The 24,224-nt window shown below is 64.5% G+C and carries 23 protein-coding genes and 1 other RNA gene; 12 read left to right on the top strand and 12 right to left on the bottom strand.

Annotated features, from left to right (window positions below):
- The first annotated feature begins 28 nt into the window (after positions 1–28).
- The 3 genes from argB (at position 29) to AC522E_RS02770 (ending at position 4,482) form a co-directional block, all read left to right on the top strand.
- Positions 29–943: an acetylglutamate kinase gene (gene argB, locus AC522E_RS02780; RefSeq protein ID WP_500748878.1), complete on the top strand. Its 915-nt coding sequence runs from the start codon at positions 29–31 to the stop codon at positions 941–943.
- A 77-nt stretch (positions 944–1,020) separates the two neighbouring features.
- Complete coding sequence (locus AC522E_RS02775) at positions 1,021–1,752, top strand: pyrimidine 5'-nucleotidase (RefSeq protein ID WP_500748877.1); 732 nt, start codon at positions 1,021–1,023, stop codon at positions 1,750–1,752.
- A 99-nt stretch (positions 1,753–1,851) separates the two neighbouring features.
- The gene (locus tag AC522E_RS02770) at positions 1,852–4,482 is read left to right on the top strand and encodes a calcium-binding protein (protein WP_500748876.1); all 2,631 of its coding nucleotides are present in this window, start codon (positions 1,852–1,854) and stop codon (positions 4,480–4,482) included.
- A gap of 79 nt (positions 4,483–4,561) precedes the next feature.
- Here AC522E_RS02770 and AC522E_RS02765 read toward each other — a convergent pair whose 3' ends face one another.
- Positions 4,562–5,065: a YciE/YciF ferroxidase family protein gene (locus tag AC522E_RS02765; protein ID WP_500748875.1), complete on the bottom strand. Its 504-nt coding sequence runs from the start codon at positions 5,063–5,065 to the stop codon at positions 4,562–4,564.
- A gap of 143 nt (positions 5,066–5,208) precedes the next feature.
- Entirely contained in the window at positions 5,209–6,402 is a 1,194-nt protein-coding gene (locus AC522E_RS02760) for a DNA recombination protein RmuC (RefSeq protein ID WP_500748874.1), read from the bottom strand.
- A gap of 85 nt (positions 6,403–6,487) precedes the next feature.
- Between AC522E_RS02760 and def the strand changes: the two genes are divergently transcribed.
- Genes def through truA form a run of 4 tightly spaced genes read left to right on the top strand, consistent with a single transcriptional unit; the run spans position 6,488 to position 9,189 of the window.
- Positions 6,488–7,009 carry a peptide deformylase gene (def, locus tag AC522E_RS02755; RefSeq protein WP_500748873.1) on the top strand — a complete coding sequence of 174 codons (522 nt, stop codon included), beginning with the start codon at positions 6,488–6,490 and terminating at the stop codon, positions 7,007–7,009.
- A complete protein-coding gene (fmt, locus tag AC522E_RS02750; protein ID WP_500748872.1) occupies positions 7,006–7,941 on the top strand; it encodes a methionyl-tRNA formyltransferase in 936 nt (311 codons plus the stop codon). The genes def and fmt overlap by 4 nt, the downstream gene beginning before the upstream one ends.
- Positions 7,938–8,444: a GNAT family N-acetyltransferase gene (locus AC522E_RS02745; RefSeq protein WP_500748871.1), complete on the top strand. Its 507-nt coding sequence runs from the start codon at positions 7,938–7,940 to the stop codon at positions 8,442–8,444. The genes fmt and AC522E_RS02745 overlap by 4 nt, the downstream gene beginning before the upstream one ends.
- Before the next feature lies 1 nt (position 8,445).
- A complete protein-coding gene (gene truA, locus AC522E_RS02740; protein ID WP_500748870.1) occupies positions 8,446–9,189 on the top strand; it encodes a tRNA pseudouridine(38-40) synthase TruA in 744 nt (247 codons plus the stop codon).
- Here the strand turns inward: truA and AC522E_RS02735 are convergent.
- The 7 genes from AC522E_RS02735 to ffs all read right to left on the bottom strand — a co-directional run bounded on the left by AC522E_RS02735 (position 9,186) and on the right by ffs (position 15,070).
- Positions 9,186–9,776, bottom strand: a complete 591-nt coding sequence (locus AC522E_RS02735; protein WP_500748869.1) for a hypothetical protein — start codon at positions 9,774–9,776, stop codon at positions 9,186–9,188. The genes truA and AC522E_RS02735 overlap by 4 nt on opposite strands.
- A gap of 134 nt (positions 9,777–9,910) precedes the next feature.
- On the bottom strand, positions 9,911–11,068 hold the full coding sequence (gene dapE, locus AC522E_RS02730) for a succinyl-diaminopimelate desuccinylase (protein ID WP_500748868.1): 1,158 nt from the start codon (positions 11,066–11,068) through the stop codon (positions 9,911–9,913).
- Between the two features lie 4 nt (positions 11,069–11,072).
- Complete coding sequence (gene dapD / locus AC522E_RS02725) at positions 11,073–11,915, bottom strand: 2,3,4,5-tetrahydropyridine-2,6-dicarboxylate N-succinyltransferase (protein ID WP_500748867.1); 843 nt, start codon at positions 11,913–11,915, stop codon at positions 11,073–11,075.
- A 232-nt stretch (positions 11,916–12,147) separates the two neighbouring features.
- On the bottom strand, positions 12,148–12,753 hold the full coding sequence (gene recR, locus AC522E_RS02720) for a recombination mediator RecR (RefSeq protein WP_500748866.1): 606 nt from the start codon (positions 12,751–12,753) through the stop codon (positions 12,148–12,150).
- 9 nt (positions 12,754–12,762) lie between these two features.
- The gene (locus tag AC522E_RS02715) at positions 12,763–13,083 is read right to left on the bottom strand and encodes a YbaB/EbfC family nucleoid-associated protein (RefSeq protein WP_500748865.1); all 321 of its coding nucleotides are present in this window, start codon (positions 13,081–13,083) and stop codon (positions 12,763–12,765) included.
- A 10-nt stretch (positions 13,084–13,093) separates the two neighbouring features.
- A complete protein-coding gene (locus AC522E_RS02710; RefSeq protein WP_500748864.1) occupies positions 13,094–14,926 on the bottom strand; it encodes a DNA polymerase III subunit gamma/tau in 1,833 nt (610 codons plus the stop codon).
- A 47-nt stretch (positions 14,927–14,973) separates the two neighbouring features.
- An RNA gene (gene ffs / locus AC522E_RS02705) (signal recognition particle sRNA small type) lies at positions 14,974–15,070 on the bottom strand.
- Between the two features lie 1,006 nt (positions 15,071–16,076).
- On the opposite strand from ffs, the gene AC522E_RS02700 reads away from it, so the two are divergent.
- Positions 16,077–16,487, top strand: coding sequence for an HIT domain-containing protein (locus tag AC522E_RS02700; protein ID WP_500748863.1), 411 nt, complete (start codon positions 16,077–16,079; stop codon positions 16,485–16,487).
- A gap of 19 nt (positions 16,488–16,506) precedes the next feature.
- The gene (gene nudC, locus AC522E_RS02695) at positions 16,507–17,409 is read left to right on the top strand and encodes an NAD(+) diphosphatase (protein ID WP_500748862.1); all 903 of its coding nucleotides are present in this window, start codon (positions 16,507–16,509) and stop codon (positions 17,407–17,409) included.
- Positions 17,410–17,412: 3 nt separating this feature from the next.
- On the opposite strand, the gene AC522E_RS02690 is transcribed toward nudC, so the two are convergent.
- From AC522E_RS02690 to AC522E_RS02680, 3 genes are read right to left on the bottom strand one after another with little or no spacing between them, the layout of a single operon-like run.
- A complete protein-coding gene (locus AC522E_RS02690) occupies positions 17,413–17,949 on the bottom strand; it encodes a GNAT family N-acetyltransferase (RefSeq protein ID WP_500748861.1) in 537 nt (178 codons plus the stop codon).
- Positions 17,946–18,800, bottom strand: a complete 855-nt coding sequence (locus AC522E_RS02685) for a prephenate dehydratase (protein ID WP_500748860.1) — start codon at positions 18,798–18,800, stop codon at positions 17,946–17,948. Before AC522E_RS02685 ends, AC522E_RS02690 begins: the two co-directional genes overlap by 4 nt.
- A complete protein-coding gene (locus AC522E_RS02680) occupies positions 18,797–19,540 on the bottom strand; it encodes a 3-deoxy-manno-octulosonate cytidylyltransferase (protein WP_500748859.1) in 744 nt (247 codons plus the stop codon). The genes AC522E_RS02685 and AC522E_RS02680 overlap by 4 nt, the downstream gene beginning before the upstream one ends.
- A gap of 282 nt (positions 19,541–19,822) precedes the next feature.
- Between AC522E_RS02680 and AC522E_RS02675 the strand changes: the two genes are divergently transcribed.
- The 3 genes from AC522E_RS02675 (at position 19,823) to AC522E_RS02665 (ending at position 24,222) form a co-directional block, all read left to right on the top strand.
- Positions 19,823–20,365, top strand: a complete 543-nt coding sequence (locus tag AC522E_RS02675) for a c-type cytochrome (protein ID WP_500748858.1) — start codon at positions 19,823–19,825, stop codon at positions 20,363–20,365.
- Positions 20,366–20,521: 156 nt separating this feature from the next.
- Positions 20,522–22,363 (top strand): extracellular solute-binding protein, encoded by a 1,842-nt coding sequence (locus AC522E_RS02670; RefSeq protein ID WP_500748857.1) that lies wholly within the window; start codon positions 20,522–20,524, stop codon positions 22,361–22,363.
- Positions 22,360–24,222, top strand: a complete 1,863-nt coding sequence (locus tag AC522E_RS02665) for an extracellular solute-binding protein (RefSeq protein ID WP_500748856.1) — start codon at positions 22,360–22,362, stop codon at positions 24,220–24,222. The genes AC522E_RS02670 and AC522E_RS02665 overlap by 4 nt, the downstream gene beginning before the upstream one ends.
- Positions 24,223–24,224 lie beyond the last annotated feature (2 nt).

Genomic DNA, 24,224 nt, shown 5'->3' with positions numbered 1-24,224 from the left:
TCCGTTTACCCATGCGCCGGGGCCATTCATGTCCGATTCGAATCCTGCAGCCCATCAGCTGCCCGATGTCCATGTGCAAGCCGAAGTGCTGGTCCAGGCTCTGCCGCATATGCAGCGCTACGACCAGCAGGTCGTGGTGATCAAGTATGGCGGCCATGCGATGGGCGACCGGGCCGCTGCGGAGGACTTTGCCGAGGATGTGGTTCTTCTCGAGCAGTCCGGTATCAAGCCCATCGTGGTGCATGGCGGCGGACCGCAGATCGGCAAGATGCTGGACAAGCTCGGCATCAAGTCCGAGTTCAAGGCCGGCCTTCGCGTCACCGATTCCGCCACCGTCGAGGTGGTCGAAATGGTCCTCGCCGGCTCGATCAACAAGCAGATCGTCGGCTGGATCGGTGCCGAGGGCGGCAAGGCCGTCGGCCTGAGCGGCAAGGACGGCAACATGGTCACCGCCCGAAAGGTGACCCGCACCGCCGTGGACCCGGATTCCAACATCGAGAAGGTGGTGGATCTCGGCTTCGTCGGCGAGCCCGAGAACGTCAACCGCGCCGTCCTGGACCAGATTCTCGGCGCCGAGCTGATTCCGGTCCTGGCTCCCGTCGCGGTCGGGAAGGACGGCCAGACCTACAACGTCAACGCCGACACCTTCGCGGGCGCCATCGCGGGCGCCATGATGGCCAAGCGCCTTCTGCTGCTGACCGACGTGCCCGGGGTCCTCGACAAGAACAAGAACCTCATTCCGGAAATGACCATCGACGATTGTCGCCGCCTGATCGCCGACGGCACGATCACCGACGGCATGATCCCGAAGATCGAGACCTGCATCTATGCCCTGGAGCGGGGCGTCGAGGCGGTCGTGATCCTCGACGGCAAGGTTCCCCATGCCGTTCTGCTCGAACTGTTCACGGATCACGGCGCCGGCACCCTGATCCGGCGGGGCTAGGCTCTTCAAATCCAGGATTTCTGTGCCTATATGACGGGAATGGGGCCTGTGCGGCCCCATTGCCATCTCTGGGTGCCATGAAAGCTATACCGGCCGACGACAACCTGCCCCTAGGGGAAGCACGACGCTTCTCTCACGTGGACACTTGGATCTTCGATCTCGACAATACGCTCTATCCCCACACGTCGCGGATCTGGCCGCAGGTGGATGAGCGGATTACCCTGTATATTGCCGAACTTTTCGGGATCGACGGCCTCTCTGCGCGTGCTCTGCAGAAGTACTTCTATCATAAGTATGGGACGACGCTCCGGGCTCTGATCGACGAATACGATATCGATCCTTACGATTTTCTCGATTTCGCCCACGATATCGACCACACCGACATCGCCCTCGACGAACGACTGGGTGCGGCCATCGAGAAGCTGCCGGGCCGCAAGCTGATCCTGACGAACGGCTCCCGAAAGCATGCCGAGAACGTGGCGAAGAAGATCGGCATTCTCGACCATTTCGAGGATGTCTTCGACATTGCGGCCGCCAATTTCGTGCCCAAGCCGGACCGGCGCGCCTATGAGAGCTTTCTCGAGAAGCATGCCGTCGAGCCGTCCCGGGCCGCGATGTTCGAGGATATCGCCAAGAACCTGATCGTTCCCCACGACCTGGGGATGATCACCACCCTGGTGGTTCCCAGGACGGCCGACCCGTTCCGGGAGGAATTCGAACAGGAAGCGGTCAAGGCGCTCCATATCGACCATATCACGGACGATCTGGCTGGCTTCCTGTGGAAGGGGATCCTCCCCTCTGGCTCCTGATCCGCTTCCGTAAGTCCCTCGGCAGATTGTCTTGGCATTGTAATTGCAACGTTATATAAATTAAAATATCCTCGGAAGGACCCTTGCGAGGAACCTTCCATGGCCACCTACGATCCCGTCTCCAATACCTGGACCCTCACCGACCAGGAGCAGAACTACACGCTCCAGTCGGCCGATATCGATGCCAATATCATCGGCAACGCCCTCGACAACATCCTGACCGGGAACGACACCAGCAACGCACTGGACGGTGGAGACGGGGGCAAGGACACGCTGATCGGCGCGCAAGGGGACGATCTCTACGTTCTTCGAACGGCTGACACCGTGATTACGGAACTGGACGATGAGGGCGACGATGCCATCATCTCCTATATCGACATCGACCTGAATGACTACGCCAACGTGGAACACGTCGTTCTCGAAGGCACGGCCGTGCAAGCCACAGGAACCGACGGCGACAACCAGATCTACGGAAACGACCTCGCCAATGTTCTCGACGGCGGCCAGGGCAACGATACGCTGGACGGGGGCGCAGGTGCCGATCAGATGACCGGAGGCCTCGGTGATGACGTCTACTATCTCGACGACGCCAACGACGTCGTTCTTGAGAATGCCGACGAGGGGGACGACACGGTTTTCGTTCTCTTCGACTATTCCCTCGTTGGGACGGAAATCGAAAATATCGAACTGATGGTCGGTGTGAATGCGACTGGAAACGACTATGACAACCGCCTGATCGGCAATGCTTCGAGCAACATGCTGGACGGAGGCAAGGGGAACGACACCCTGGACGGCGGCTTCGGCGCAGACGACATGAGGGGCGGGCTCGGAGACGATACCTTTTACGTCGACGACGCCAATGACGTCGTTGTCGAGAGTGCCGGCGAGGGAAACGACACGGTGAAGGCGAGCGTCAGCTTCTCGATCGCCACAGAAGAAATCGAATTCCTGATTCTCACGGGGAGTGAGGACATCGACGGCTTCGGCAATGACGGTAACAACATCCTTATGGGCAACGACGGCATCAATCGTCTTGAAGGGGGCAAGGGCCACGACGATCTGGATGGCGGGCATGGTGCCGACATCCTGATCGGAGGCGAAGGCAATGACCATTATTACGTCGATGATGCCGGCGACGTCGTTCAGGAGCTTACCGATGAAGGGACTGATCTCGTCTTCGCGTCCGCCAGCTATACGCTGTCCGACAATGTTGAAGACTTGGCTCTGACAGGTGATCAAAATATCGACGGGACGGGGAACGGTCTCGATAATTACATAGGTGGGAACGACCAGAGCAACATTCTGGATGGAAGGTCCGGAGCCGACACGCTCGGAGGCGCGATGGGCAATGACACCTACGTCATCGACGCGGCCGACACGATTACGGAGTTCGAGGACGAAGGCACCGACACCATCAAGATCACGGATGCCTATGCACCGACTTCATACATCTTGCAGGACAATGTCGAGAATCTCACGGTCACTGGCACACGGGACTTCACGGCCACCGGCAACACTGCCGATAACGTCATGACCGGCAACAGCGGTGTCAACACCTTTACGGGCGACGAGGGCAATGACACCCTCGACGGCGGCGGCGGCGCGGATCATCTGGATGGCGGCAAGGGTGATGACGTGCTTCTCGGCGGCGCCGGCAACGATGTCATGATCGGCGGCACCGGCAACGATCTCTATTTCGTCGATTCCGCGGGCGACACGGTGACCGAAGAAGCTCCCGGCGGAACGTTCGACCGCGTGATCGCCAAGATCAGCTACGTGCTGACTGCCAATGTGGAATACCTGGCGCTGGAGAATGCCGGCGGAAACATCAACGGCACCGGCAACGCGCTCGACAACACGATCTTCGGAAATGACGGGAACAACATCCTCGACGGTGGCGCTGGCCGCGATCAGCTGTACGGAGCGACGGGCTCCGATCTCGTCCACGGAGGCGATGGGGATGACAGCATACACGAAGCCGGCAGTGGCAACGACATGCTGTACGGAGACGCCGGGAACGACAGTCTCGAAGGTGAAGGCGGCAACGATCTTCTCGACGGCGGCACTGGCTCGGACCACCTGAAGGGCGGTGCCGGGAACGACAGATACATTGTCGACAGCGCTTCCGATGCGATTACGGAGGCAGCGGGTAGTGGCGTCGACACGGTTGAGGCAAGGGCCAACTTCGCATTGACTGTGGATGCGGAGGTGGAAGTCCTTATGGCAACAGGCACCGGTGCCGTGAATCTGACAGGCAACGGCTTCGCCAACAGAGTCAGCGGCAACGCGGCCGCCAATGTCCTGAAGGGACAGACGGGCAATGACACTCTGAGCGGCGGTGCCGGCAACGACCGGCTCTGGGGCGGCATCGGCAAGGATGTTCTCACCGGCGGCGCCGGCAAGGACGTGTTCGTGTTCGACACCCGGGCGAACAAGAAGACCAACCTCGACAAGATCGCCGACTTTTCGGTGCGGGACGACACGATCTGGCTCGACAATGCCGTGTTCAAGAAGCTCGGCAAGGGCACGGAACTCAAGCCCGGCAAGCTCAATGCCAAGTTCTTCACCCTCGGCGACCATGCCAAGGACAAGAACGACTACCTGATCTACGACAACAAGAAGGGTGTCCTGTACTACGACGCCGACGGTTCGGGCCGGGGCAAGGCGGTCGAGATCGCCACCCTCAAGAAAGGCCTCAAGATGACGGAGAAAGACCTCTTCATCATCTAGCCGTCATGACGCAGAATATGAAAAGGCGACCTTACGGCCGCCTTCTCTTTCCGGCTTCCAGAACAAGAGTTGCGGCGGCTCAGGCCGCCTTGGTGTTCACCTTGCTTTCGGCAATACGGTTCAACTTCTGATCGGTCGCCCGCTCCTGCTCCATGATCTGGTGCAGAATGCCGGCACAATCCTCACGGCCAAGTTGCTTCGCCCATGCCGTCAGGGTTCCGTAGCGGGTGATCTCATAATGCTCCACGGCCTGCGCAGCGGCGAGCAAGGCCGCGTCGAGGACCTGCGGATCGTCGATATCGCCTGCGATATCCTGAGCTTCATCGATGATTCCGTCGATGGCCGGGCAGGTGACGCCCTTTGGGTCATGCCCATGCATGCGGAATACCTGTTCCACCATCTTCACCTGCTGTTCCGTTTCGCCGAGATGGGTCTGGAACGCCTGCTTCAACTGCGGATCGCTCGCCTTTTCGATCATCTCAGGCAGCGCCTTCGTGATCTGCTGCTCAGCGTAATAGATATCCTGCAATGTGTGGATGAAGAGGTCGTCCAGCGATTTGATGTCCTTCGAAAACAGGCCCATGGCGCGTATCCTTCGATTGGGAGAGCCAGCGCAAGGCGCCGGCGAGGATCGTGGTTCGAACGGTTCAAGAACGTCGCGGCGCTTCGACCAGTTCCCGCTTCAATGGCCCAATTCCATGCGAGACCGAGATTCAAGAAGCGTCGCTACTCCACGGCACGCAAGCTCGGCCCATGCAGCCTGAGCCATTCCGCCTGCGCCTCCACCTCGGTCCCGCCCTTGTCGAATTCCAGTGTCTCGATCTTCTGGGCGCGCTTCACGATCTTCTCCGTCGAAACCCGGATCTGCGCCACATCGTCCTGTGCCTGGCGAAAATGGGAATCGAGCTTGGCGACGCGGCCATCGAGACGCTCCACATCCTCCAAGAGCTTCTGAACCTCAACCTGGATGACATGCGCTTCCTCGCGGATGCGCGCATCGCGCACGAGGGACTGCATGACCTGGATCGCCAGTGAAAGCAGCGACGGCGAAACGATCACAACCCGCGCGCGATGGGCCTTCTGCACCACTTCCTCGAAATGCTCCGAGAGATCGGCGTAGATCGACTCCGCCGGAACGAACATCATGGCGATGTCCTGGGTCTCTCCGGGGATGAGATATTTCTCGGCGATGTCCTTCACATGGACGAGCATGTCGTTGCGGACCTTGGCGGCGGCTCTCGCCCTCCCTTCGTCGTCCCGCGCCTCACGGAAATGGGTGAAGCCCTCCAAGGGGAATTTGGCGTCGATCACCAACCCGCGGACATCGCCCGGCAGCCGCACCAGGCAGTCGGGCCGCGTGCGGTTGGACAGTGTCGGCTGAAACTCGAAAGCGCCGGTCGGGAGACCATCGCGGATGATCGCCTCCATCCGCCCCTGGCCATAGGCGCCACGGGCCTGCTTGTTGGACAGAACATCCTTCAGCCCCACGATTTCCCCTGTCAGGTCCTTCAGATTCCTCTGGGCGGCGTCGATCACGGCGAGGCGCTCGTTGAGCTTCGAAAGGTTTTCGCTCTGGTGGCGGGTGGTGGCATCCAGCCCCTGCCCGACCCGGTGCTGGAGCCCGTCGATCCGCTCCGAGATGAGGCGCACAAAGTCGCTCTGGCGCGTCCCGAAGACCTCGGCGATCGTCTGCATTCGTCCGGTCATTTCGGCCTGGATGCGCGTCAGGTCGGCCATCTTGTCATCCATCTCCCGCGCCCGCTCCGCGGCGATGGCAGCCTCGAAGGCCCGCTCCCGCTTGCTCCGGAGGAGCATCACGGTCACCACCGCCAGAAGCAGGAGGCAGGAGGCCGCGATCCCAGCCATCAACTTTCCCAGCGGAAGGGCATAGGAGCCGAGCAGGAGAACGGTATCGTTCATGGGATAAGGTTCCGGTTGACGAAATCATCCGAACATAAGACGAACGATTTGACCATCCCGGTGCAACCGCTTATCTCCGCCGATCATGACCATCAAACCGCTCGTTATTCTTCCCGATCCCAAGCTCCGCCTCGTTTCCGAGCCCGTGAAGGAGATCACGGACGAGATCCGGACGCTCGCCGAGGACATGCTTGAAACCATGTACGACGCACCCGGCGTCGGCCTTGCCGCCATCCAGCTCGGCGTTCCCCTCCGGATGGTCACGATGGACGTGTCGAAGTCGGAAACCGAGCGCCAGCCACTCGTCCTCATCAATCCCGAGATTACCTGGGCCTCCGAAGAAAAGCGGGTTTACGAGGAGGGATGCCTCTCGATTCCGGAATATTACGAAGAGGTCGAGCGGCCGGACCGGGTCAGGTTCCGCTATATGAACCTGACCGGCGAGATCATCGAGCAGGAAGCTAAGGACCTTATGGCGACTTGCGTCCAGCACGAGATCGACCATCTCAACGGCGTACTCTTCATCGACTATCTCTCAAAGCTGAAACGCGACCGCGTCATGACCAAGTTCAAGAAGGCGGCGAAGCGCGAGGCCAGCGGCGCATGAGCCTCCGCGTCGTCTTCATGGGGACACCCGACTTCGCCGTGCCGACGCTCTCGGAAATCGTCGGCCAGGGCCACGAGGTTGTTGCGGTCTATACCCGGGCCCCGGCGGCCGCCGGGCGCGGAATGGAGCTGCGCCCCTCGCCCGTCCATCGGATGGCGGAGCGGTTCGGCCTGCCGGTTCTGACCCCCCGGACCCTGAAGACCGAAGACGCTGCGGAGGCGTTTCGCGCGCATGAGGCCGATGTGGCCGTCGTGGTCGCCTATGGCATGATTCTCCCCAAGGCCATCCTCGACGGGGCAAGCCTTGGCTGCCTGAACCTCCATGCCTCCCTGCTTCCCCGATGGCGCGGCGCTGCGCCGATCCAGCGGGCCATCATGGCAGGCGACAAGGAGACGGGCGTCGCGGTGATGAAGATGGAGGACGGCCTCGATACCGGCCCCGTCGCCATGGTCGAGCGGGTGGTGATCGGTCCTGACATGACCGCCGGCGAGCTGCACGACAAGCTGATGGGCCTTGGCGCCGACCTGATGGTGCGGGCGCTCGCGGCCCTCTCCCGCGGCGGCCTGAACTTCACGCCCCAGCCGCAGCAGGGCGTCACCTATGCTCACAAGCTCACGAACGAGGACTCGCGCATCGACTGGTCGAAGCCGGCTCAGACCGTGCACGACCATGTGCGGGGGCTCTCGCCCTTTCCGAGCGCATACTTCTCGGCCGATTTCGGCAGAGGCCAGGAACGGGTCAAAGTCCTGCGGACGGCAATGGCGGAAGGCAGCGGCAAGCCGGGCACGCTTCTCGACGACAGGGGCCTGGTGGCCTGCGGCGAGGGCGCCGTCCGTCTCCTCACGGTTCAGCGCGCCGGCGGCAAGGGCCCGATGGCAGCCGATGATTTCCTGCGCGGCATCAGGCTGGCTGCCGGAGCCGCCCTGGCATGATCCCCGATCTGCGGATCCGCACCGAGGACCCTGAAGATCGATCCGCGATCCATGCGCTCCTTGCTGCAGCGTTTGGAGGTCGCGCCGAGGCGGATCTCGTCGACAACCTGCGCAAGGATGGCGACCTCGCCCTTTCCCTCGTCGCCTGCACCGACCATGTGGTCGGCCATATCGCCTTCTCGCCACTGGCCCTGGCCGATGCCCGGGATCTCAAGGCCTATGCCCTGGCCCCGGTGGCGGTCCTGCCCGCCTTCCAGAACCGGGGCATCGGCGCGGCCCTGATCGAGGATGGGCTCCAGCGCCTGGCGGATGTGGGAGCCGATCTCATCCTCGTGCTGGGAGATCCGGATTATTACGGCGATTTCGGCTTTCGGGCTGCGCATGCGGCGACCCTCGTGACTCCCTATGACGGCCCCCATCTCCAGGCGCTGTTTCTCAACGAGAAGGGCCGGACGGCACAGGGCAAGGTGACCTATGCCCCTGCCTTCGCGGAGCTTCCCTGACATGCCCCGCTACAAGATGGTCGTCGAATATGACGGCACGCCCTTCACCGGCTGGCAGCATCAGACGAACGGCCTTTCCGTGCAGCAGGCGGTCGAGGATGCGATCGCACGCTTCGCCGGAGAGAGGGTGCGGATCCATTGCGCGGGGCGGACCGATTCCGGCGTTCACGCCACTCACCAGGTGATCCATGTGGACCTCGGCAAGGACTGGCGCGAGGACACCGTCCGGGATGCCACGAATGCTCACCTGAAGCCGGCTCCGGTCGCGATCCTCTCGGCTACTCAGGTGCCGGAAACCTTCCATGCCCGCCTCTCGGCAACCAAGCGCCACTACGTCTACCGGATTCTCAACCGCCGTTCGCCCCCTGCCCTCGATATCCACCGCGCCTGGCATGTGGCATGGCCCCTCGACCATGCCGTGATGCACGAAGCCGCCCAGACCCTGATCGGGCGGCACGACTTCACGACCTTCCGCGCTGCGGAATGCCAGGCAAACAGCCCTGTGCGAACGCTCGACCGCCTCGATGTGGAAAGGGTCGGACACGAGATCCGGATCCATGCCTCGGCCCGGTCGTTCTTGCACCATCAGGTGCGGTCGATGGTCGGGACGCTGGAACGGGCGGGGGCCGGGCGCTGGACCATCGAAGACGTGCGGGCAGCGCTCGATGCACGGGACAGGACCCGCTGCGGCCCCATGGCGCCTTCCATGGGCCTCTACCTGATCGGCGTCGATTACCCTTCCTAGCCGAGTAGCGCCCTGACGGCCGCGTAGACAAGACTGTTGAGAAGCACCCCCAGGGTGACGATTCCGAAGGCCGTCCATGCGTCGAGGCCGAGGGTGGCCTTGGTGGCGAACCACTGCACCCGGATCACGATGACGAAGAAGGCGAGGCTGAAAAGCGACGCCAGGGCCGGCGGCGCCCACCCGAGAAGCAACAGCATGAGCGGGACCGACATCACCAGCATGGCGATGACGTTGATCCAGTTGGTCACGATGACGAACGGCACATAGCGATGTGTCAGGCGCAGGTGGCGTGCGCCCCAGATCATCGCGACTGGCAGCGCCACAAAACTCGCGCCTTGCCCGAGGGCGACCAGAACGTCGATCTGGACACTGTCGAGCAGAGGATGGTTCGGCGCGAGAAGGCCGAGGCGCAACCGTTCGAAGGCGACGGAGACGATATAGGCGGGAAGGGTCAGCCAGATCGCGGCAAAAGACCGCCAGAAACCTCGCTCGCTCATGTCGAAAGCCTTCAGGCCTTCCACCCGGCTGTTGAGCAGGTCGAGCGCGCCTTTGAACGAGCGATTGACTTCGTCGGCTGTCACGATCATGGGCGAAAATCCCAGGAGGTCCGTTTCCCACGAAAACCGCTCAGATCCGCGAACGTTCCGCGCCGACTCGACTTTAGTCGAATAATGCTGAGCTTTCCATGGCGAAGGGGCTGCCGGCTTCCCTTCGCTTCCGATCAAGCGGGAAAATAGGCCGCAAGCACCCTGCGGTAGATCGACGCCAACCTGTCGAGGTCGTCTACGACGACGCGCTCGTCGATCTGGTGCATGGTCTGGCCGACAAGGCCGAACTCGACCACCGGGCAATCCAGGACGATGAAGCGCGCATCCGATGTGCCGCCGGTCGTGGAGAGTTTCGGCTTGATCCCGGTCTCGGCCTCGATGGCATCGGCGACGAACCCGACGAAGGCGTTGGGTGGCGTCAGGAAGGCGACCGCGTTGGTCGGCTCTGTCCTCAGCACATAGCGCACTGTGTTGCCGGCGGCTTCGCGCAGGCGTCGCTCCAATTCTTCCTGCAGGCTCTGCGGCGTCCAGAGATCGTTGAAGCGGATGTTGAAGGTGGCGCGGGCCGATGCGGGAATGACGTTCGCCGCCGGATTGCCCACATCGATTGTCGTCACTTCGAGATTCGAGGCATCGAAATGCTCGGTGCCGTGATCGAGCGGCTCGCCGAGAAGTCCCTCCAGGAGGCGCATCAGGCCGGGAATCGGGTTCTCCGCCAGATGCGGATAGGCCACGTGGCCCTGCTTGCCCTCGACGGTTACATGGCCGGTGAGCGATCCGCGCCGGCCGATCTTGATCATGTCGCCGAGCCGGTTCGGGTTGGTCGGTTCGCCCAGGATGCAGGCATCGAAGCGCTCGCCCCGCGCCCTCGCCCAGTCGAGGAGCTTCACCGTGCCGTTGATGGCCGGCCCCTCCTCGTCCCCGGTGATGAGGAATCCGATGGAGCCCTCGAAGTCGGGATTCTCCCGAATGAAGGCCAGCGCCGCCGCCATCATGCAGGCGACGCCACCCTTCATGTCGACCGCGCCGCGCCCATGAAGCTCAGGCCCGTCGACGACGCCGCCGAACGGATCGTGCCGCCAGCGGCTCAGGTCGCCGGGTGGGACGACGTCCGTATGCCCGGCGAAAAGAAGATAAGGCTTCCCCTTGCCGTAGCGGGCATAGAGATTCTCCACATCCGGCGTTCCCGGCTCCGAAAAGACCGGCCGGTGAACCTCGAATCCTGCTTCGCGCAGCACGGTCTCAATGAAAGCAAGCGCCCCGCCCTCGGCAGGTGTCACCGAGGGGCAGCGGATGAGGGACTGGGCGAGAGCAAGGGGGGAACGGTCCATCGGATCAGTCGCGCAACAGCTCGTTGATCCCCGTCTTCGCCCGGGTCTGCGCATCGACGCGCTTGACGATGACGGCGCAGTAGAGGGACGGGCCGGGCGTGCCGTCCGGAAGGGGCTTGCCGGGGAGCGAGCCGGGGACGACCACCGAATAGGGCGGGACGCGACCGACGAACGCCTCGCCGGTGTTGCGGTCGATGATCTTGGTGGAGGCGGAGATGAAGACGCCCATGGACAGCACCGAGCCTTCGCCGACGATGACGCCTTCGACCACCTCGGACCGGGCGCCGATGAAGCAGTTATCCTCGATGATGGTAGGGTTGGCCTGCAGCGGCTCGAGCACGCCGCCGATGCCGACGCCGCCGGAAAGGTGCACGTTCTTGCCGATCTGGGCGCAGGATCCGACGGTGGCCCAGGTGTCGACCATGGTGCCCTCGTCCACATAGGCGCCAAGATTGACATAGGACGGCATCAGCACCACGCCGGGCGCCACATAGGCGCCGCGCCGGACGGTGCAGTTGGGCACGGCGCGGAAACCGGCCTGCTTGAACTCAACCTCCGTCCAGCCATCGAACTTGGAGGGTACCTTGTCCCACCACACGGCGTCTCCGGGTCCGCCCTTGATGATGCCCATGTCGTTGAGGCGGAAGGACAGCAGCACGGCCTTCTTCAGCCATTGATGCACCTGCCACTCGCCGCCGGCCTTCTCCGCAACGCGGGCCTTGCCGGAATCGAGCAGGTGCATGGAGTGTTCCACGGCCTCGCGAACGGCGCCCGTCGTGGCGGGATTCACATTCGCCCGGTCCTCCCAGGCGGCATCAATGGTGCGGGCGAGATCGGTATGGGACATGGGCTTGCTCGAGGGCTTGGGAGGAACGGGAGAAGCCTGATTAGCAATGGCGGTTGAGCCTGTCACCTGACACGTGCCGTCATTCCGGATTGCCGCCAGGCAAGTCCGGAACCCATAACCGCTGAGCTTTGCGAGAAACGCGCAGCGGCAATCGCTGCCTTCTGTCCGCCGCCGTCGTGTTCATGGGTTCCGGGCTCCGCTCACGCGGCCCCGGAATGACGGGGCAAGGGCCTTAAAACGCTGTTCTCTGCCGGATCGCGGCCGAGAGGGTGCCCTCGTCGAGATAATCGAGTTCGCCGCCGACCGGCACGCCATGGGCGAGCTTCGTCACCTTCACCGGCAGATGCGCGAGGAGTTCGGTGATGTAATGGGCGGTCGTCTGGCCGTCGACCGTTGCGTTGAGCGCGAGGATGACCTCCGCGACGCCGGGCTCGGAGGCCCGGGCCACAAGACGGTCGAGATTGAGATGTTCGGGGCGCACGCCGTCGAGCGGCGAGAGCACGCCGCCGAGCACGTGATAGCGCGCGTTGACGGCGCCCGAGCGCTCCAGCGCCCAGAGATCCGACACGTCCTCCACCACCACGAGGATCGACGTGTCGCGGCGCGGATCGCGGCAGATGGTACAGGGATCCGACGTATCGACATTGCCACAGGACGAGCACACCACGATGCGCTCGTTGGCGACGCGCATGGCGTCGCTCAGCGGGTTGAGCAGGGTGTCGCGCTTCTTGATCAGGTGCAGCGCGGCGCGCCGGGCCGAGCGCGGACCCAGGCCCGGCAAGCGGGCGAGAAGCTGAATCAGGCGCTCGATCTCGGGTCCGGCGACGTTCTGGGCCATGGCGATCTCTTAGAAGAGCTTCAGGCCCGGCGGCAGCGGCAGGCCCTTGGTCAGGTCGGCCATGCGGTCCTGGGCGGCACGGTCGGCCTTGCCGCGGGCGTCGTTCATGGCGGCAACGATGAGATCTTCGAGGATCTCCTTCTCGTCCGGGTTCATCAGCGAGGGATCGATGCTGATCGCCTTCAGGGCGCCCTTGCCTGAGACTTTCACGGTCACGACGCCGCCGCCGGCGGTGCCCTCGACCTCCACGTTCTCCAGCTCGGCCTGGGCGTCCTGCAGCTTCTGCTGCATGGCCTGGGCCTGTTTCATCAATCCCATGATGTCCTTCATGACGGTCTCCTCAACTCAGATCGTCGTCGGCTTCTGTTTCGTGAGCGGCGAGCGCGTCGGCCTCGCCGAGAATTTCCGTTTCGGCATCGGGGGCCGGATCGTCGGACTTGCGCTCGATCACGTTGACGATCTGCGCGCCGGGGAACTTGGCGAGAACCGCCTGGACGAGGGGATGGTTCGCGGCCCCTTCCTTCCGTTCCCGCTCGGCGGCCTTCGCCTGCTCATGCAGGGTTGGCGCGCCCTGCTCGGAGGACAGGGCCACCATCCAGCGCTGACCGGTCCATTGCTGCAGGGCACGGGCGAGATCGTTGGCGATGGTGCGGCTGCCGCCCTCGGCAAGGCTGAGCTCGATGCTGCCCTCCTCGAAGCGCACGAGGCGCACGTCGCGTTCGAGGGCGGCCTTCAGTTGGATCTCCCGCCGCTCGCCTGCCAGGGCGACCACATCCTCGAACCGGCGCAGGCGGAGGGCCGGAGCGGCGCCTTGCGGCTCAGGGCGCGGTTGCGGACGGGGCTGGGACGTGGCGAGGGCCATATTGCCGGTGGAGGCCGGCGGCGAGGGACGGGGCGCGGAAGGCGGTTGGCCCGTCGCAGGCGCCGTTCCATCCTTCAATGAGCGCAGGGCCTCGTCCGGGGTCGGCAGGTCGGCGGCATAGGCCAGGCGCACCAGGACCATTTCCGCGGCGGCGATCGGCCGGTTCGAGACCTGAACCTCGGGGACGCCTTTCAGCAGAATCTGCCAGGCACGGGAGAGGGTGCGGACACTGAGCTTCTGGGCGAAGTCCAGCCCACGGCTCCGCTCGGCCTCGGAGAGGGAAGGATCCTTCGCCGCCTCGGGGATCAGCTTGAGACGCGTGACCACATGCGAGAAGGCCGCCAGATCCGAGAGAACGACGCTCGGATCGGCCCCGGCATCGTATTGCGTGCGAAGATTGGCGAAGGCGGCGGGCACGTCGCCGCGCATGACGGCCTCGAACAGGTCGATGACCTGGGTGCGGTCGGCGAGGCCCAGCATGTCGCGGACCGTCTCGGCCTTCACGATTCCCGCCCCGTGGGCGATGGCCTGATCGAGCAGCGAGAGCGAATCGCGGGCGGAGCCTTCCGCCGCCCGGGCAATGGCGGCAAGGGCCTCTGCTTCCGCGCTGACGCCCTCGGCGTCGCAGATGCGGGAGAGATGCGCCACGAGCTTGTCCGCATCGATGCGGCGCAGGTCGAAGCGCTGGCAGCGGGACAGGATCGTGACCGGGACCTTGCGGATTTCGGTGGTGGCGAAGATGAACTTCGCGTGCGGCGGCGGTTCTTCGAGAGTCTTCAGGAAGGCGTTGAACGCCTTCTCCGAGAGCATGTGGACCTCGTCGATGATGTAGACCTTGTAGCGGGCCGAGACCGGCGAGTAGCGGATACCGTCGATGATCTGACGGACATCGTCGATGCCGGTATGGGATGCCGCGTCCATCTCGAGCACGTCCACGTGCCGCGACTCCATGATCGCCTCGCAATGGACGCCGAGTTCGGGCATGTGGATCGTCGGTCCGGAAGAGTCCCTGGATTCCTGGCCGCCGGCCCTCTGGTAGTTCAGGCCGCGGGCGAGAATACGGGCGGTGGTGGTCTTGCCCACCCCGCGGACGCCGGTCAGCATCCAGGCCTGGGGGATGCGGCCCGTCTCGAAGGCGTTCGAGAGGGTGCGGACCATGGCCTCCTGGCCGATCAGGTCGTCGAAGGTGCGCGGACGGTATTTGCGGGCGAGAACGCGGTAGGCCCCATCACCGGACGAGGCGGGCATAAGGGGAAAGCCCGGCAGAGCCGGCTCGTCGTTCAGGGGCGTGCCAGCAGTGGTGTCGTCCATCGGCTGCAAGAATTGGAAGCTGCGGGGAGCGCTCCTGCAAGCGCTGGGGTGGGAGGCTGGACGAAGACCCGTTCGGTCTCGTTAGGGCTGCTTCCTTCCGGACCTGACCCGGTTGGCGAGTGAGACGTCCCTCGCCAACCTCCCGACGCCTATATGGGCGTTTCAGGGAGCGAACGCAAGCGGAGATAGCGGCCCTGGAGCGTCCGTGGTGTCGCTGTGAATTCCCGTGAACTTTCGGCTCTGATCCTTCTCGATAGCGACAGGCACGCCGCTTCCGCCTCCGGGCTTGGGGCCCGGAGGGGAAGCCGGCTCGAGGGGGGCGCGGTGTCGGCTCCGGCTCGGGTGGGATGGGAGTGAAGCGAAGAGCCGAAGCGTCATCGCGCACGGTTCGTTGCGGCGGACAGGCGGCGCAGGGCTGGCCTGCTGCCCGGCGCGGACACCGCTGTTCGCGACAGCGGGCGGCGGCGGACCAACCGGCAGCCCCGGGCACAGCCTGGGCCCCCCGCCCGGCAAAGGCGGCGTGACCTTGCCTGCGGGACCGTTCCCACCGCCACACCAGCGACGCCTCGCGCGCGCGCCCCTCGCTGCGGCGGGACAGGTCATGATATAGTATAGCTTGAGCGCGGCGTCAAGAACAAAGACGGAACAGCGGCCGCTGACGCTCCCCGCCCCCGTCCTTCCGGGACAGCGCATCGCGCTGGGCCCGGAACCCATCGCCACCGGCGGTGCCGGAGAATGCGCAGCGGAGGTCACAACTCCTTCTTCTGCACCATTGGCGGTGATGGGTTCCGGACTGGCCTGTGGCCATCCGGAATGACGGCGGCGGGGAATAAGGACAGGACGGGGAGACAAGTGCGCCCGCCGCGCTTCGAGTTGCTGTCATTCCGGGCCGCACCGGCGGTGCGGGCCCGGAACCCATAGCCACGACGGTGCAAGGTTGGAGAGCACCGAGCCCCGCTGCGCTTCATTCCGGACTGGCAGCGGCGATGGGTTCCGGACTCGCCTGCGGCGCCCCGGAATGACCGGGCGGTTTAGCGCTTTTGCTCCCGTCTCCCCGCCGGGGAGAGGGAGACGCGCCGTGCAACAGAACGGACGATCCTCCGGTGCGGGCGGGATAGGCACGGGGCAGGAAGCTCGGCTAGATAGACGCATGACCTTCCAGCTCGATTCCCGCCTTCAGGCAGATACCATCCCCATCGGGGATCTGGCCCTGTCATCGGTCCTGCTCCTGGACGATGCCCGTTTTCCCTGGTTCGTCCTGGTGCCGCGCGTGCCCGGCGCAAGCGAACTGACGGATCTCGACAACCCTCAGGCGGCGCAGCTCATGGACGAGATCCGCATCGCGACGCGGGTCATGATGGAGCTGTCCAAGCCCGACAAGGTCAATGTGGGCGCGCTCGGCAATATCGTGACGCAGCTCCACGTCCATGTGATCGGGCGGTTTCGCTCCGATCCGGCCTGGCCCGGACCCGTCTGGGGCCACGGCACCCGAATGCCCTACCCCGCCCATGCGGCGACGGCTCTGATCGAGCGCGCCGCCTCCCTCTTCACGGCTGCCTGACATCTGAGAAGATCGCCAAATGATCCCCACGATCGCCTACACCACGAACCGGCTCGTCCGTCACAGCGTCGAGCACGACCCGGAGGCGCTGGCCCGCCACGCCAAGGACCCGGACGCCGCCATTGTTCTCCTGGCAGGCGACCTGCCGGTGCTGAAGTCCGGGGAGCCTGGAACGGCATTCCTGCCCGCCTCGGTGCTGGAGCGCCTGGACGGCCATCGGGAGCAGGTCTTTCTCGGCTTCCTCGACAAGCGCCCTGTCATCGCGACACTCGCGGCGCCGGAGGCAGCGGAGCCGTTTCAGCACGACCCGCACTTCAAGGTCGAGAACCTGCGCGCGATTGCCATGGAGGGCCTCGTCGCAGGGGAGGAACTCGGCACCCTTGCCATGGCGAAGTCGCTTCTCGACTGGCATGCCCGGCACCGCTTCTGTGCGAATTGCGGCGCGCCCACCCACCATGCCCAGGCCGGTTTCCGCCGGGATTGCCACGTCTGCAACGCCCAGCATTTTCCGCGCACCGACCCGGTCGTGATCATGCGCGTGACCCGGGGCGACAGATGTCTCCTCGGACGGCAGGCGCGCTTCGCGGCACGCTCGTATTCCTGCCTCGCCGGCTTCCTGGAGCCCGGCGAGACCATCGAGGATGCGGTGCGGCGGGAGGTGTTCGAGGAGGCAGGCGTGCGCATCGGCGCGGTGCGCTACCTGGCCTCCCAACCCTGGCCCTTCCCCTCGTCCATCATGATCGGCTGTGCCGCGGAGGCGGAGAGCGAGGAGATCGTGTTCGACACGGCGGAACTTGAAGATGCGCGGTGGTTCTCGCGGGACGATGTCCGCCGCATGCTCGACGGCACGCATGAGGATTTCGCCGCACCCACTCCCATCGCCATCGCGCATCATCTCCTGCGCCATTGGATGAGCGAGTGAGGGTCAGGCGCGTCCGGGGATCGGCTCGAACCGGTAGGCGACCTCTGCCACCGTCTGCCCGCGCAGTTCCAGCATCCGATTCCCGGCCGGCCGGCCGCCGAGCCGCTCATAGAAGCGTCGCGCGGGCTCATTGTCCTCGAGTGCCCAAAGCCCCGCCGACGCAAAGCCGTGTTCCGCGAAATGTTCGAACAGGCCGGCCATGAGCCGCCGGCCAAGTCCCCGGCGCTTGACCCTGTCCAGCAGGTAGATCGCGTAGATTTCAGCATCCGTCCCAAGGGCGCCGGGTTCCCCGCTACGGGCGGCACCCCCGCTGGCAAACCCGACGATCTCGCCATCGGCGCAACGGGCGACCAGATCGAGTGCGGACGGATCGCGAGAGGAGAGCACGCAACGCCACATGCGGGTCCGTTCCTCGACGGACAAGCCCGCCAGCGCGGCGGGAATCAGGAAGTCCCTGTACGATTCGCGCCAGCCCTGCACATGGACGCGGGCGATGCCCTCGGCATCCGCCTCCACGGCAGGTCCGACTGCAAACGTCACTCCGACGTTTCCTTGATCTTTTCCCGGAACGGGCTCGCGGGGTAGACGCCGAGAATGCGGATCTCGCGCGAGAAGAAGTCCAATTCCTCGAGGGCGCGCGTCAGGGCGACGTCCTCGGGATGGCCGTCCACTTCCGCATAGAACTGCGTGGCCGTGAAATCGCCCTCCAGCATGTAGCTTTCGAGCTTGGTCATGTTGATGCCGTTCGTCGCGAAGCCGCCCAACGCCTTGTAGAGGGCGGCAGGCAGGTTCCGGACACGGAAGACGAAGCTCGTGACCACGGGCCCGTCTTCGAGCGGCGCCCATTGCGGCGTCTTGGAAAGGATCACGAATCGCGTCGTGTTGTGCGCCTCGTCCTCCACATCCTCCGCCAGGATCTTCAGGCCATAGATGTCGGCGGCCATCCGCGGCGCCAGGGACGCCTTGGTCGGATCCTTCCATTCGGCGACCTCGCGGGCGGAGCCGGCCGTATCGCCCGCCACATAGGTCTTCAGACCCAGCTTGCGGATGATCTTGCGGCATTGGCCGAGGGCGTGAACATGACTGTGCACGCTCTTGATGGTGCCGAGATTCGCGTCCGGCACGCTCATGAGCTGGAAGCGGATGGGGAGGAAATGTTCGCCGACGATGTGGAGCCCGGAAGTCGGCAGGAGATGGTGGATGTCGGCGACGCGCCCGGCGATGGAATTCTCGATGGGAATCATCGCAAGCCCCGCCTGCCCCTCCTTCACCGCCGCGAAAGCGTCCTCGAAGGTCGGACACGGGAGAACCGTCCATTCGGGATGCACCTCCGAGCAGGCGATGTGCGAATTGGCCCCGGGCTCGCCCTGGAATGAAATATACCTGTTCATGATGTCCTCCGGGCGGCGATGATGGCGCGCGCGCGTTCGAGATCCTCGGGTGTATCGACGCCGAGCGGGACGTCGCCCACGACCACCGCGTCGATGCGCATTCCGGCCTCGACGGCGCGAAGCTGCTCGAGCCTTTCGCGCCGCTCCAGGGGCGACGGCGCAAGCCCGACGAAACGCTGCAGAGCCCTGCGCCGATAGGCATAGAGACCGATGTGATGATAAAGCGGCCCGTCGCCGAAGGGGGCCGTGGCCCGGGTGAAATAGAGAGCGCGGAAGCGGCCGGGGACGATCTCGGTCCCCACCATCTTGACCACGTTCGGATTGGTCCGCTCCTCCTCCCGCACGATGACGGCGACGAGGGTCGCGATATCGACGGCACCGTCCGACAGTGGGGAGACCGAGGCGGCTATGGCCGCGGGATCGATGGTCGGCAGGTCGCCCTGCACATTGACGACCACGTCGTGCCGGCCTTCCGGATCGAGCTTTTCCACAGCCTCGAAGATCCGGTCCGAACCCGAGACATGATCGGCGCGGGTCATGACGGCCTTTCCACCCGCACGGTCCACGGCCTCGGCGATCGGCTCGGCATCGGTGGCGATCGCCACCGGGCCGATGCCCGCTTCCACGGCCCGCCGCCAGACATGGACGATCATCGGTTCGCCGCCGATATCGGCCAGGGGCTTGTTCGGCAGCCGGGTCGCGGCGAGGCGGGCGGGAATCAGAACGAGGGGATGGGACATGGGCTACATTCGGGCAGGAGTCGCGGGTCCTTACCAAGGCCGGGAGGGTTTGTCATGGTGTCGGGCCGGGCGGCCGAGCATGGCGGCGGCCGGTTCAGCCCCGGCACAATCGGCCTTTCCGCACAATCATGCGACGACGAGACCGGCTAAAAGCCGCCGGACCCCATTGTCAAACCCCCGTCTCTGCGGCTAAGCAACGCCACGGTCGCGGGCAGCCCGCCCGCGCGCCATCCGTTTCGTCGCGCCGGTTCCGCCGCAGGTTAAGGCGAGGAGAGCCCCTTCATGAATATCGAGACCAATAAGATCGCGGGCGCCGTGTTTGGCACGCTGCTCTTCGTGGTCGGCGTCAACGTCATCGCCAGCGGCGTGTTCGCGCCAAAGCATCCCGCCGTCCCAGGCTACGATCTTCCGGCTCCCGAGGAGAGCGCGGCCGGCGGCGCGGCGGCTCCCGAGGCCAAGGCCGAGCCCCTTCCGGTCCTGCTGGCCAAGGCCGATCCGGCCAAGGGTCAGTCCGCGGCCAAGAAGTGCCAGGCCTGCCACAGCTTCGAGAAGGGCGGCCCGAACAAGGTCGGCCCGGATCTCTACGGCGTCGTCGGCCGCCCGGTCGCTTCGCACGAGGGCTTCAATTATTCGGGAGCGTTGAAGGCCAAGGGCGGAAACTGGACGTACGAGGAAATCGACAAGTTCATCACCAATCCCAAGAAGGATGTCCCTGGAACCCTCATGGCCTTCGCCGGTATCGCGAAGCCCGAGGAGCGCGCCGATATCCTCGCCTATCTCAAGTCGCTGTCAGACAACCCGGTTGCCTTCCCGACCGCCCCGTAAGAGCGGCAGACATTCTCACCTTTGCAAAGCCGGGCTTCGTGCCCGGCTTTTGTTTTGGCCCCCTGCCCTGTTTTGGCCAGCGGCCCTTGCACTCCTCGAATTCCGGCCAAAAATGTACCAACCTGTGAAAAGACGCCCCGCAACCAGGAGTCCCGAGTGTTCCGTATCGCCCTGCTGAGCCTTTTCGCCTGCCTGACGCTTTCCCCCGTCTCGGCACAGGACGCTTCCTGGAAGCATGGCTCGGCCCTCCTGGGAGAGCCTAAATATCCCTTCGGATTCAAGCACTTCGACTATGTGAACCCTGACGCTCCCAAGGGTGGCCTCGTCCGATTCGGCGCGCAGGGGACCTTCGACAGCTTCAACATTGTCGTGGCGGGAGTGAAGGGCGCGCCCGAGCAGGGGCTCGGCCTGGTCTATGAGACCCTCGTGACCCCGTCCCTGGACGAGCCGAGCGCCTCTTACGGCCTTCTCGCCGAGGCCTTCTCCTTTCCGGACGATTTCTCGTCCGCCACCTTCCGCCTCCGCCCCGAGGCGCGCTGGCACGACGGCAAACCGGTCACGGCCGAGGATGTGATCTATTCCTTCGAGGTCCTGAAGGCGAACAGCCCGACCTATGCCTTCTACTACAAGAACGTGCAGAAGGCGGAGAAGGTCGGCGACCGCGAGGTAAAGTTCACCTTCGATGAGAAGGGCAACCGGGAACTTCCCCAGATCATGGGTCAGCTCCTCGTCCTTCCCAAGCATTGGTGGGAGGGAACCGCTCCCGACGGCCGCAGGCGCGACGTGACCCAGACCACCCTCGAACCGCCCCTGGGCTCGGGGCCCTACCGGATCAAGAGCTTCGATACCGGCCGCAACGCCACCTATGAACGGGTCAAGGATTATTGGGGCGCGACCCTGAATGTGAATGTCGGACAATACAACTTCGACGAGATCCGATACGAATATTACCGCGACGCCACCGTGCTGCTCGAAGCATTCAAGGGCGACCGCATCGACTTCCGCACCGAGAACAGCGCCCGGAACTGGGCGACCGGCTACGATTTCCCCGCCCGCCAGCAGGGCAAGGTCGTCCTGGAGGAATTTCCAATTCGGGCCTCCGGGGTGATGCAGGCCTTCGTGCTCAACCTGCGGCGCGACAAGTTCAAGGATCCCCGCGTCAGGCGGGCCCTCAACCTCGCCTTTCCGTTCGAGGACATCAACCGGACAATCTTTTCCGGCCAGTACGAGCGAATCTCGAGCTACTTCCACGGCCTCGAGCTCGCCTCCTCCGGCCTGCCCGAGGGCAAGGAACTGGAGATCCTGGAATCGGTCAGGGACAAGGTCCCGCCGCAGGTCTTCACCACGCCCTACAAGAATCCGGTGGGCGATACGCCCGATGCGGTGCGCGCCAACCTGCGCGAGGCGGACCGCCTCCTGCGCGAGGCGGGCTGGGAGCTGAAGGACAGGCGCCGCGTCAATGCAAAGGGTGAAACGCTGACGGTCGAGCTGCTCGGCGACAGCCCGAACGACGAGAGGGTCTACCTTCCCTACAAGGCCTCCCTCGACCGCCTCGGCATCGTCACGACGGTCCGGATCGTGGACGATGTCCAGCACGTCAACCGAGTCCGCTCGTTCGATTTCGACATCATCACGGGGCTCTGGGGCCAATCCCTCTCCCCCGGCAACGAGCAGCGCGAATTCTGGGGTTCGCAGGCCGCCCAGCGCGAGGGCTCGCGCAATCTCGCCGGCATCGGCGACCCGGGCGTCGACGCGCTGATCGACCGGGTGATCTTCGCCAAGGACCGGGAGGAGCTGGTGGCGGCGACGAAAGCCCTCGACCGCGTGCTTCTCGCCCATGACTACATGGTCCCGCAATGGACCTACCGGAAGCAGCGGACCGCCCGCTGGGACCGGTTCAGCCATCCCGAGACCCTGCCGCGCTACGGTGCAGCCGCCTTCCCGACCATCTGGTGGTACGACGCCGCCAAGGCCGCCAAGACCGGAGCTCCGCGATGACACGGCCGACCCGGCGGACCCTCCTTCTCGGCGGCGCGGCCAGCGCTCTCCTCGCGTGCCGCCAAGGGACGGGTCCCGCCCGTGCCGAAGACGGCGAAGTGCATGGGATGTCCAGCTTTGGCGACCTCAAATACGCGCCCGATTTCAAGCATTTCGACTACGTCAACCCTGCGGCTCCAAAGGGCGGGACCCTGGCGCTCCAGCTGAGGCAGGGGATCGGCAACCAGAATTTCGACACGTTCAACACGCTCAACGTGTTCGTGCTGCGCGGCGATGGTGCGGCGGGGATGAACAGCACCTTCGACAGCCTGATGGCCGCATCCGGCGACGAGCCCGACGCGCTGTACGGGCTTGTGGCCCGGGCCGTGCGGATCTCGGACGACAAGCTCACATACCGCTTCCTGTTGCGGCCCGAAGCGCGGTTCCACGACGGCTCGCGCCTGACCGCCCGGGACGCAGCCTTTTCGCTCGCCATCCTCAAGGAGAAAGGGCACCCCACCTTTCGCCTGCTGCTGACCCAGCTCGAAGCCGTGGAGCCCGAGGGCGACGATATCCTGCGCGTTCAGCTTTCACCCAAGCGCAGCCGCGACCTGCATCTGGTGGTCGCCGGAATGCCGATCTTTTCCCAGGCCTATTGGCAGGGCCGCGATTTCGAAGGCTCGACCCTTGAACCGCCTTTGGGATCCGGCCCGTACAAGGTCGCGCATTTCGAACAGGGGCGCTTTATCGAGTTCGAACGCGTCGCCGATTATTGGGCGAAGGATCTGCCCGTGAACGTGGGCCAGAACAATTTCGACCGCATCCGCTACGAGTATTTTCGCGACCGGATCGTGTCGTTCGAGGCTTTCAAGAACGGCACGCTCAACTTCAACGAGGAATTCACCTCCCGCACCTGGGCGACGGGCTACGACTTCCCGGCATTCCGCGATGGCCGCGTCAAGAAGGAGGAGATCCCGAACGACGCGCCCTCCCCGATCCAGGGCTGGTATTTCAACACGCGCCGCGATGCCTTCAAGGATCCGCGCATCCGCGAGGCGATCGGCCTGGCCTTCGACTTCGAATGGACGAACGCCAACATCATGTATGGCTCGTATCGGCGGCTGACGTCCTATTTCGAGAACTCGGACATGATGGCGAGCGGGAAGCCCTCGGAGGCGGAGCTCGCCCTGCTCTCTCCGTTCCGCGACGAACTTGCTCCCTCCGTCTTCGGCGAACCCTATACGCCGCCGGTCTCAGACGGCTCCGGTCAGGACCGCCGCCTGCTGCGCCGCGCGGACGAGTTGCTGCGCGAGGCGGGCTGCAAGCGCGAGGGTGGTGTTCTCAAGCTCCCGAACGGCCAGCCCTTCACCATCGAGTTCCTCGATTTCCAGGCGGCGCTTCAGCCGCATACGCAGCCCTTCCAGTCCAATCTCAAGCGCCTCGGCATCGATGCGCGGTCGCGTATCGTCGATGCGGCACAATACCAGAGGCGCATCGAGGGCTACGACTTCGACATGACGTCCCGCGCGCTCTCGGGTTCCAGCACGCCCGGCGACTCGCTGCGCGTCGTCTATGGCTCGCAGGCCGGCCGGGCGCCCGGGTCCTACAACATCGCGGGCATTGACAGCCCGGCCGTGGATGCGCTCGTCGAGTTCATCGGGTCGGCAAAGACCAGACAGGAACTGGTCACCGCCTGCCGCGCCCTCGACCGGGTGCTGCGCGCCGGTCATTACTGGGTGCCGATGTGGTTCAAGCCGAGCCAGTGGTTCGCCTATTGGGACATGTTCTCGCGTCCCGCCGTCAAGCCGCGGCTGAACTCGGGCGCCCCTGGAACATGGTGGTACGACGCCGAGAAGGCGCGCCGGATCGGAAGAGGCTAGAC

Source organism: Microvirga sp. BF8 (assembly GCF_059888585.1).
This window is presented reverse-complemented; position numbering and strand designations above follow the sequence as displayed.

What these genes read in the sequence shown, in the direction of transcription:
- argB (WP_500748878.1), top strand. Translation starts at nt 29, where the DNA reads ATGTCCGATTCGAATCCTGCAGCCCATCAGCTGCCCGATGTCCATGTG.
- AC522E_RS02775 (WP_500748877.1), top strand. Translation starts at nt 1,021, where the DNA reads ATGAAAGCTATACCGGCCGACGACAACCTGCCCCTAGGGGAAGCACGA.
- AC522E_RS02770 (WP_500748876.1), top strand. Translation starts at nt 1,852, where the DNA reads ATGGCCACCTACGATCCCGTCTCCAATACCTGGACCCTCACCGACCAG.
- AC522E_RS02765 (WP_500748875.1), bottom strand. Translation starts at nt 5,065, where the DNA reads ATGGGCCTGTTTTCGAAGGACATCAAATCGCTGGACGACCTCTTCATC.
- AC522E_RS02760 (WP_500748874.1), bottom strand. Translation starts at nt 6,402, where the DNA reads ATGAACGATACCGTTCTCCTGCTCGGCTCCTATGCCCTTCCGCTGGGA.
- def (WP_500748873.1), top strand. Translation starts at nt 6,488, where the DNA reads ATGACCATCAAACCGCTCGTTATTCTTCCCGATCCCAAGCTCCGCCTC.
- fmt (WP_500748872.1), top strand. Translation starts at nt 7,006, where the DNA reads ATGAGCCTCCGCGTCGTCTTCATGGGGACACCCGACTTCGCCGTGCCG.
- AC522E_RS02745 (WP_500748871.1), top strand. Translation starts at nt 7,938, where the DNA reads ATGATCCCCGATCTGCGGATCCGCACCGAGGACCCTGAAGATCGATCC.
- truA (WP_500748870.1), top strand. Translation starts at nt 8,446, where the DNA reads ATGCCCCGCTACAAGATGGTCGTCGAATATGACGGCACGCCCTTCACC.
- AC522E_RS02735 (WP_500748869.1), bottom strand. Translation starts at nt 9,776, where the DNA reads ATGATCGTGACAGCCGACGAAGTCAATCGCTCGTTCAAAGGCGCGCTC.
- dapE (WP_500748868.1), bottom strand. Translation starts at nt 11,068, where the DNA reads ATGGACCGTTCCCCCCTTGCTCTCGCCCAGTCCCTCATCCGCTGCCCC.
- dapD (WP_500748867.1), bottom strand. Translation starts at nt 11,915, where the DNA reads ATGTCCCATACCGATCTCGCCCGCACCATTGATGCCGCCTGGGAGGAC.
- recR (WP_500748866.1), bottom strand. Translation starts at nt 12,753, where the DNA reads ATGGCCCAGAACGTCGCCGGACCCGAGATCGAGCGCCTGATTCAGCTT.
- AC522E_RS02715 (WP_500748865.1), bottom strand. Translation starts at nt 13,083, where the DNA reads ATGAAGGACATCATGGGATTGATGAAACAGGCCCAGGCCATGCAGCAG.
- AC522E_RS02710 (WP_500748864.1), bottom strand. Translation starts at nt 14,926, where the DNA reads ATGGACGACACCACTGCTGGCACGCCCCTGAACGACGAGCCGGCTCTG.
- AC522E_RS02700 (WP_500748863.1), top strand. Translation starts at nt 16,077, where the DNA reads ATGACCTTCCAGCTCGATTCCCGCCTTCAGGCAGATACCATCCCCATC.
- nudC (WP_500748862.1), top strand. Translation starts at nt 16,507, where the DNA reads ATGATCCCCACGATCGCCTACACCACGAACCGGCTCGTCCGTCACAGC.
- AC522E_RS02685 (WP_500748860.1), bottom strand. Translation starts at nt 18,800, where the DNA reads ATGAACAGGTATATTTCATTCCAGGGCGAGCCCGGGGCCAATTCGCAC.
- AC522E_RS02680 (WP_500748859.1), bottom strand. Translation starts at nt 19,540, where the DNA reads ATGTCCCATCCCCTCGTTCTGATTCCCGCCCGCCTCGCCGCGACCCGG.
- AC522E_RS02675 (WP_500748858.1), top strand. Translation starts at nt 19,823, where the DNA reads ATGAATATCGAGACCAATAAGATCGCGGGCGCCGTGTTTGGCACGCTG.
- AC522E_RS02665 (WP_500748856.1), top strand. Translation starts at nt 22,360, where the DNA reads ATGACACGGCCGACCCGGCGGACCCTCCTTCTCGGCGGCGCGGCCAGC.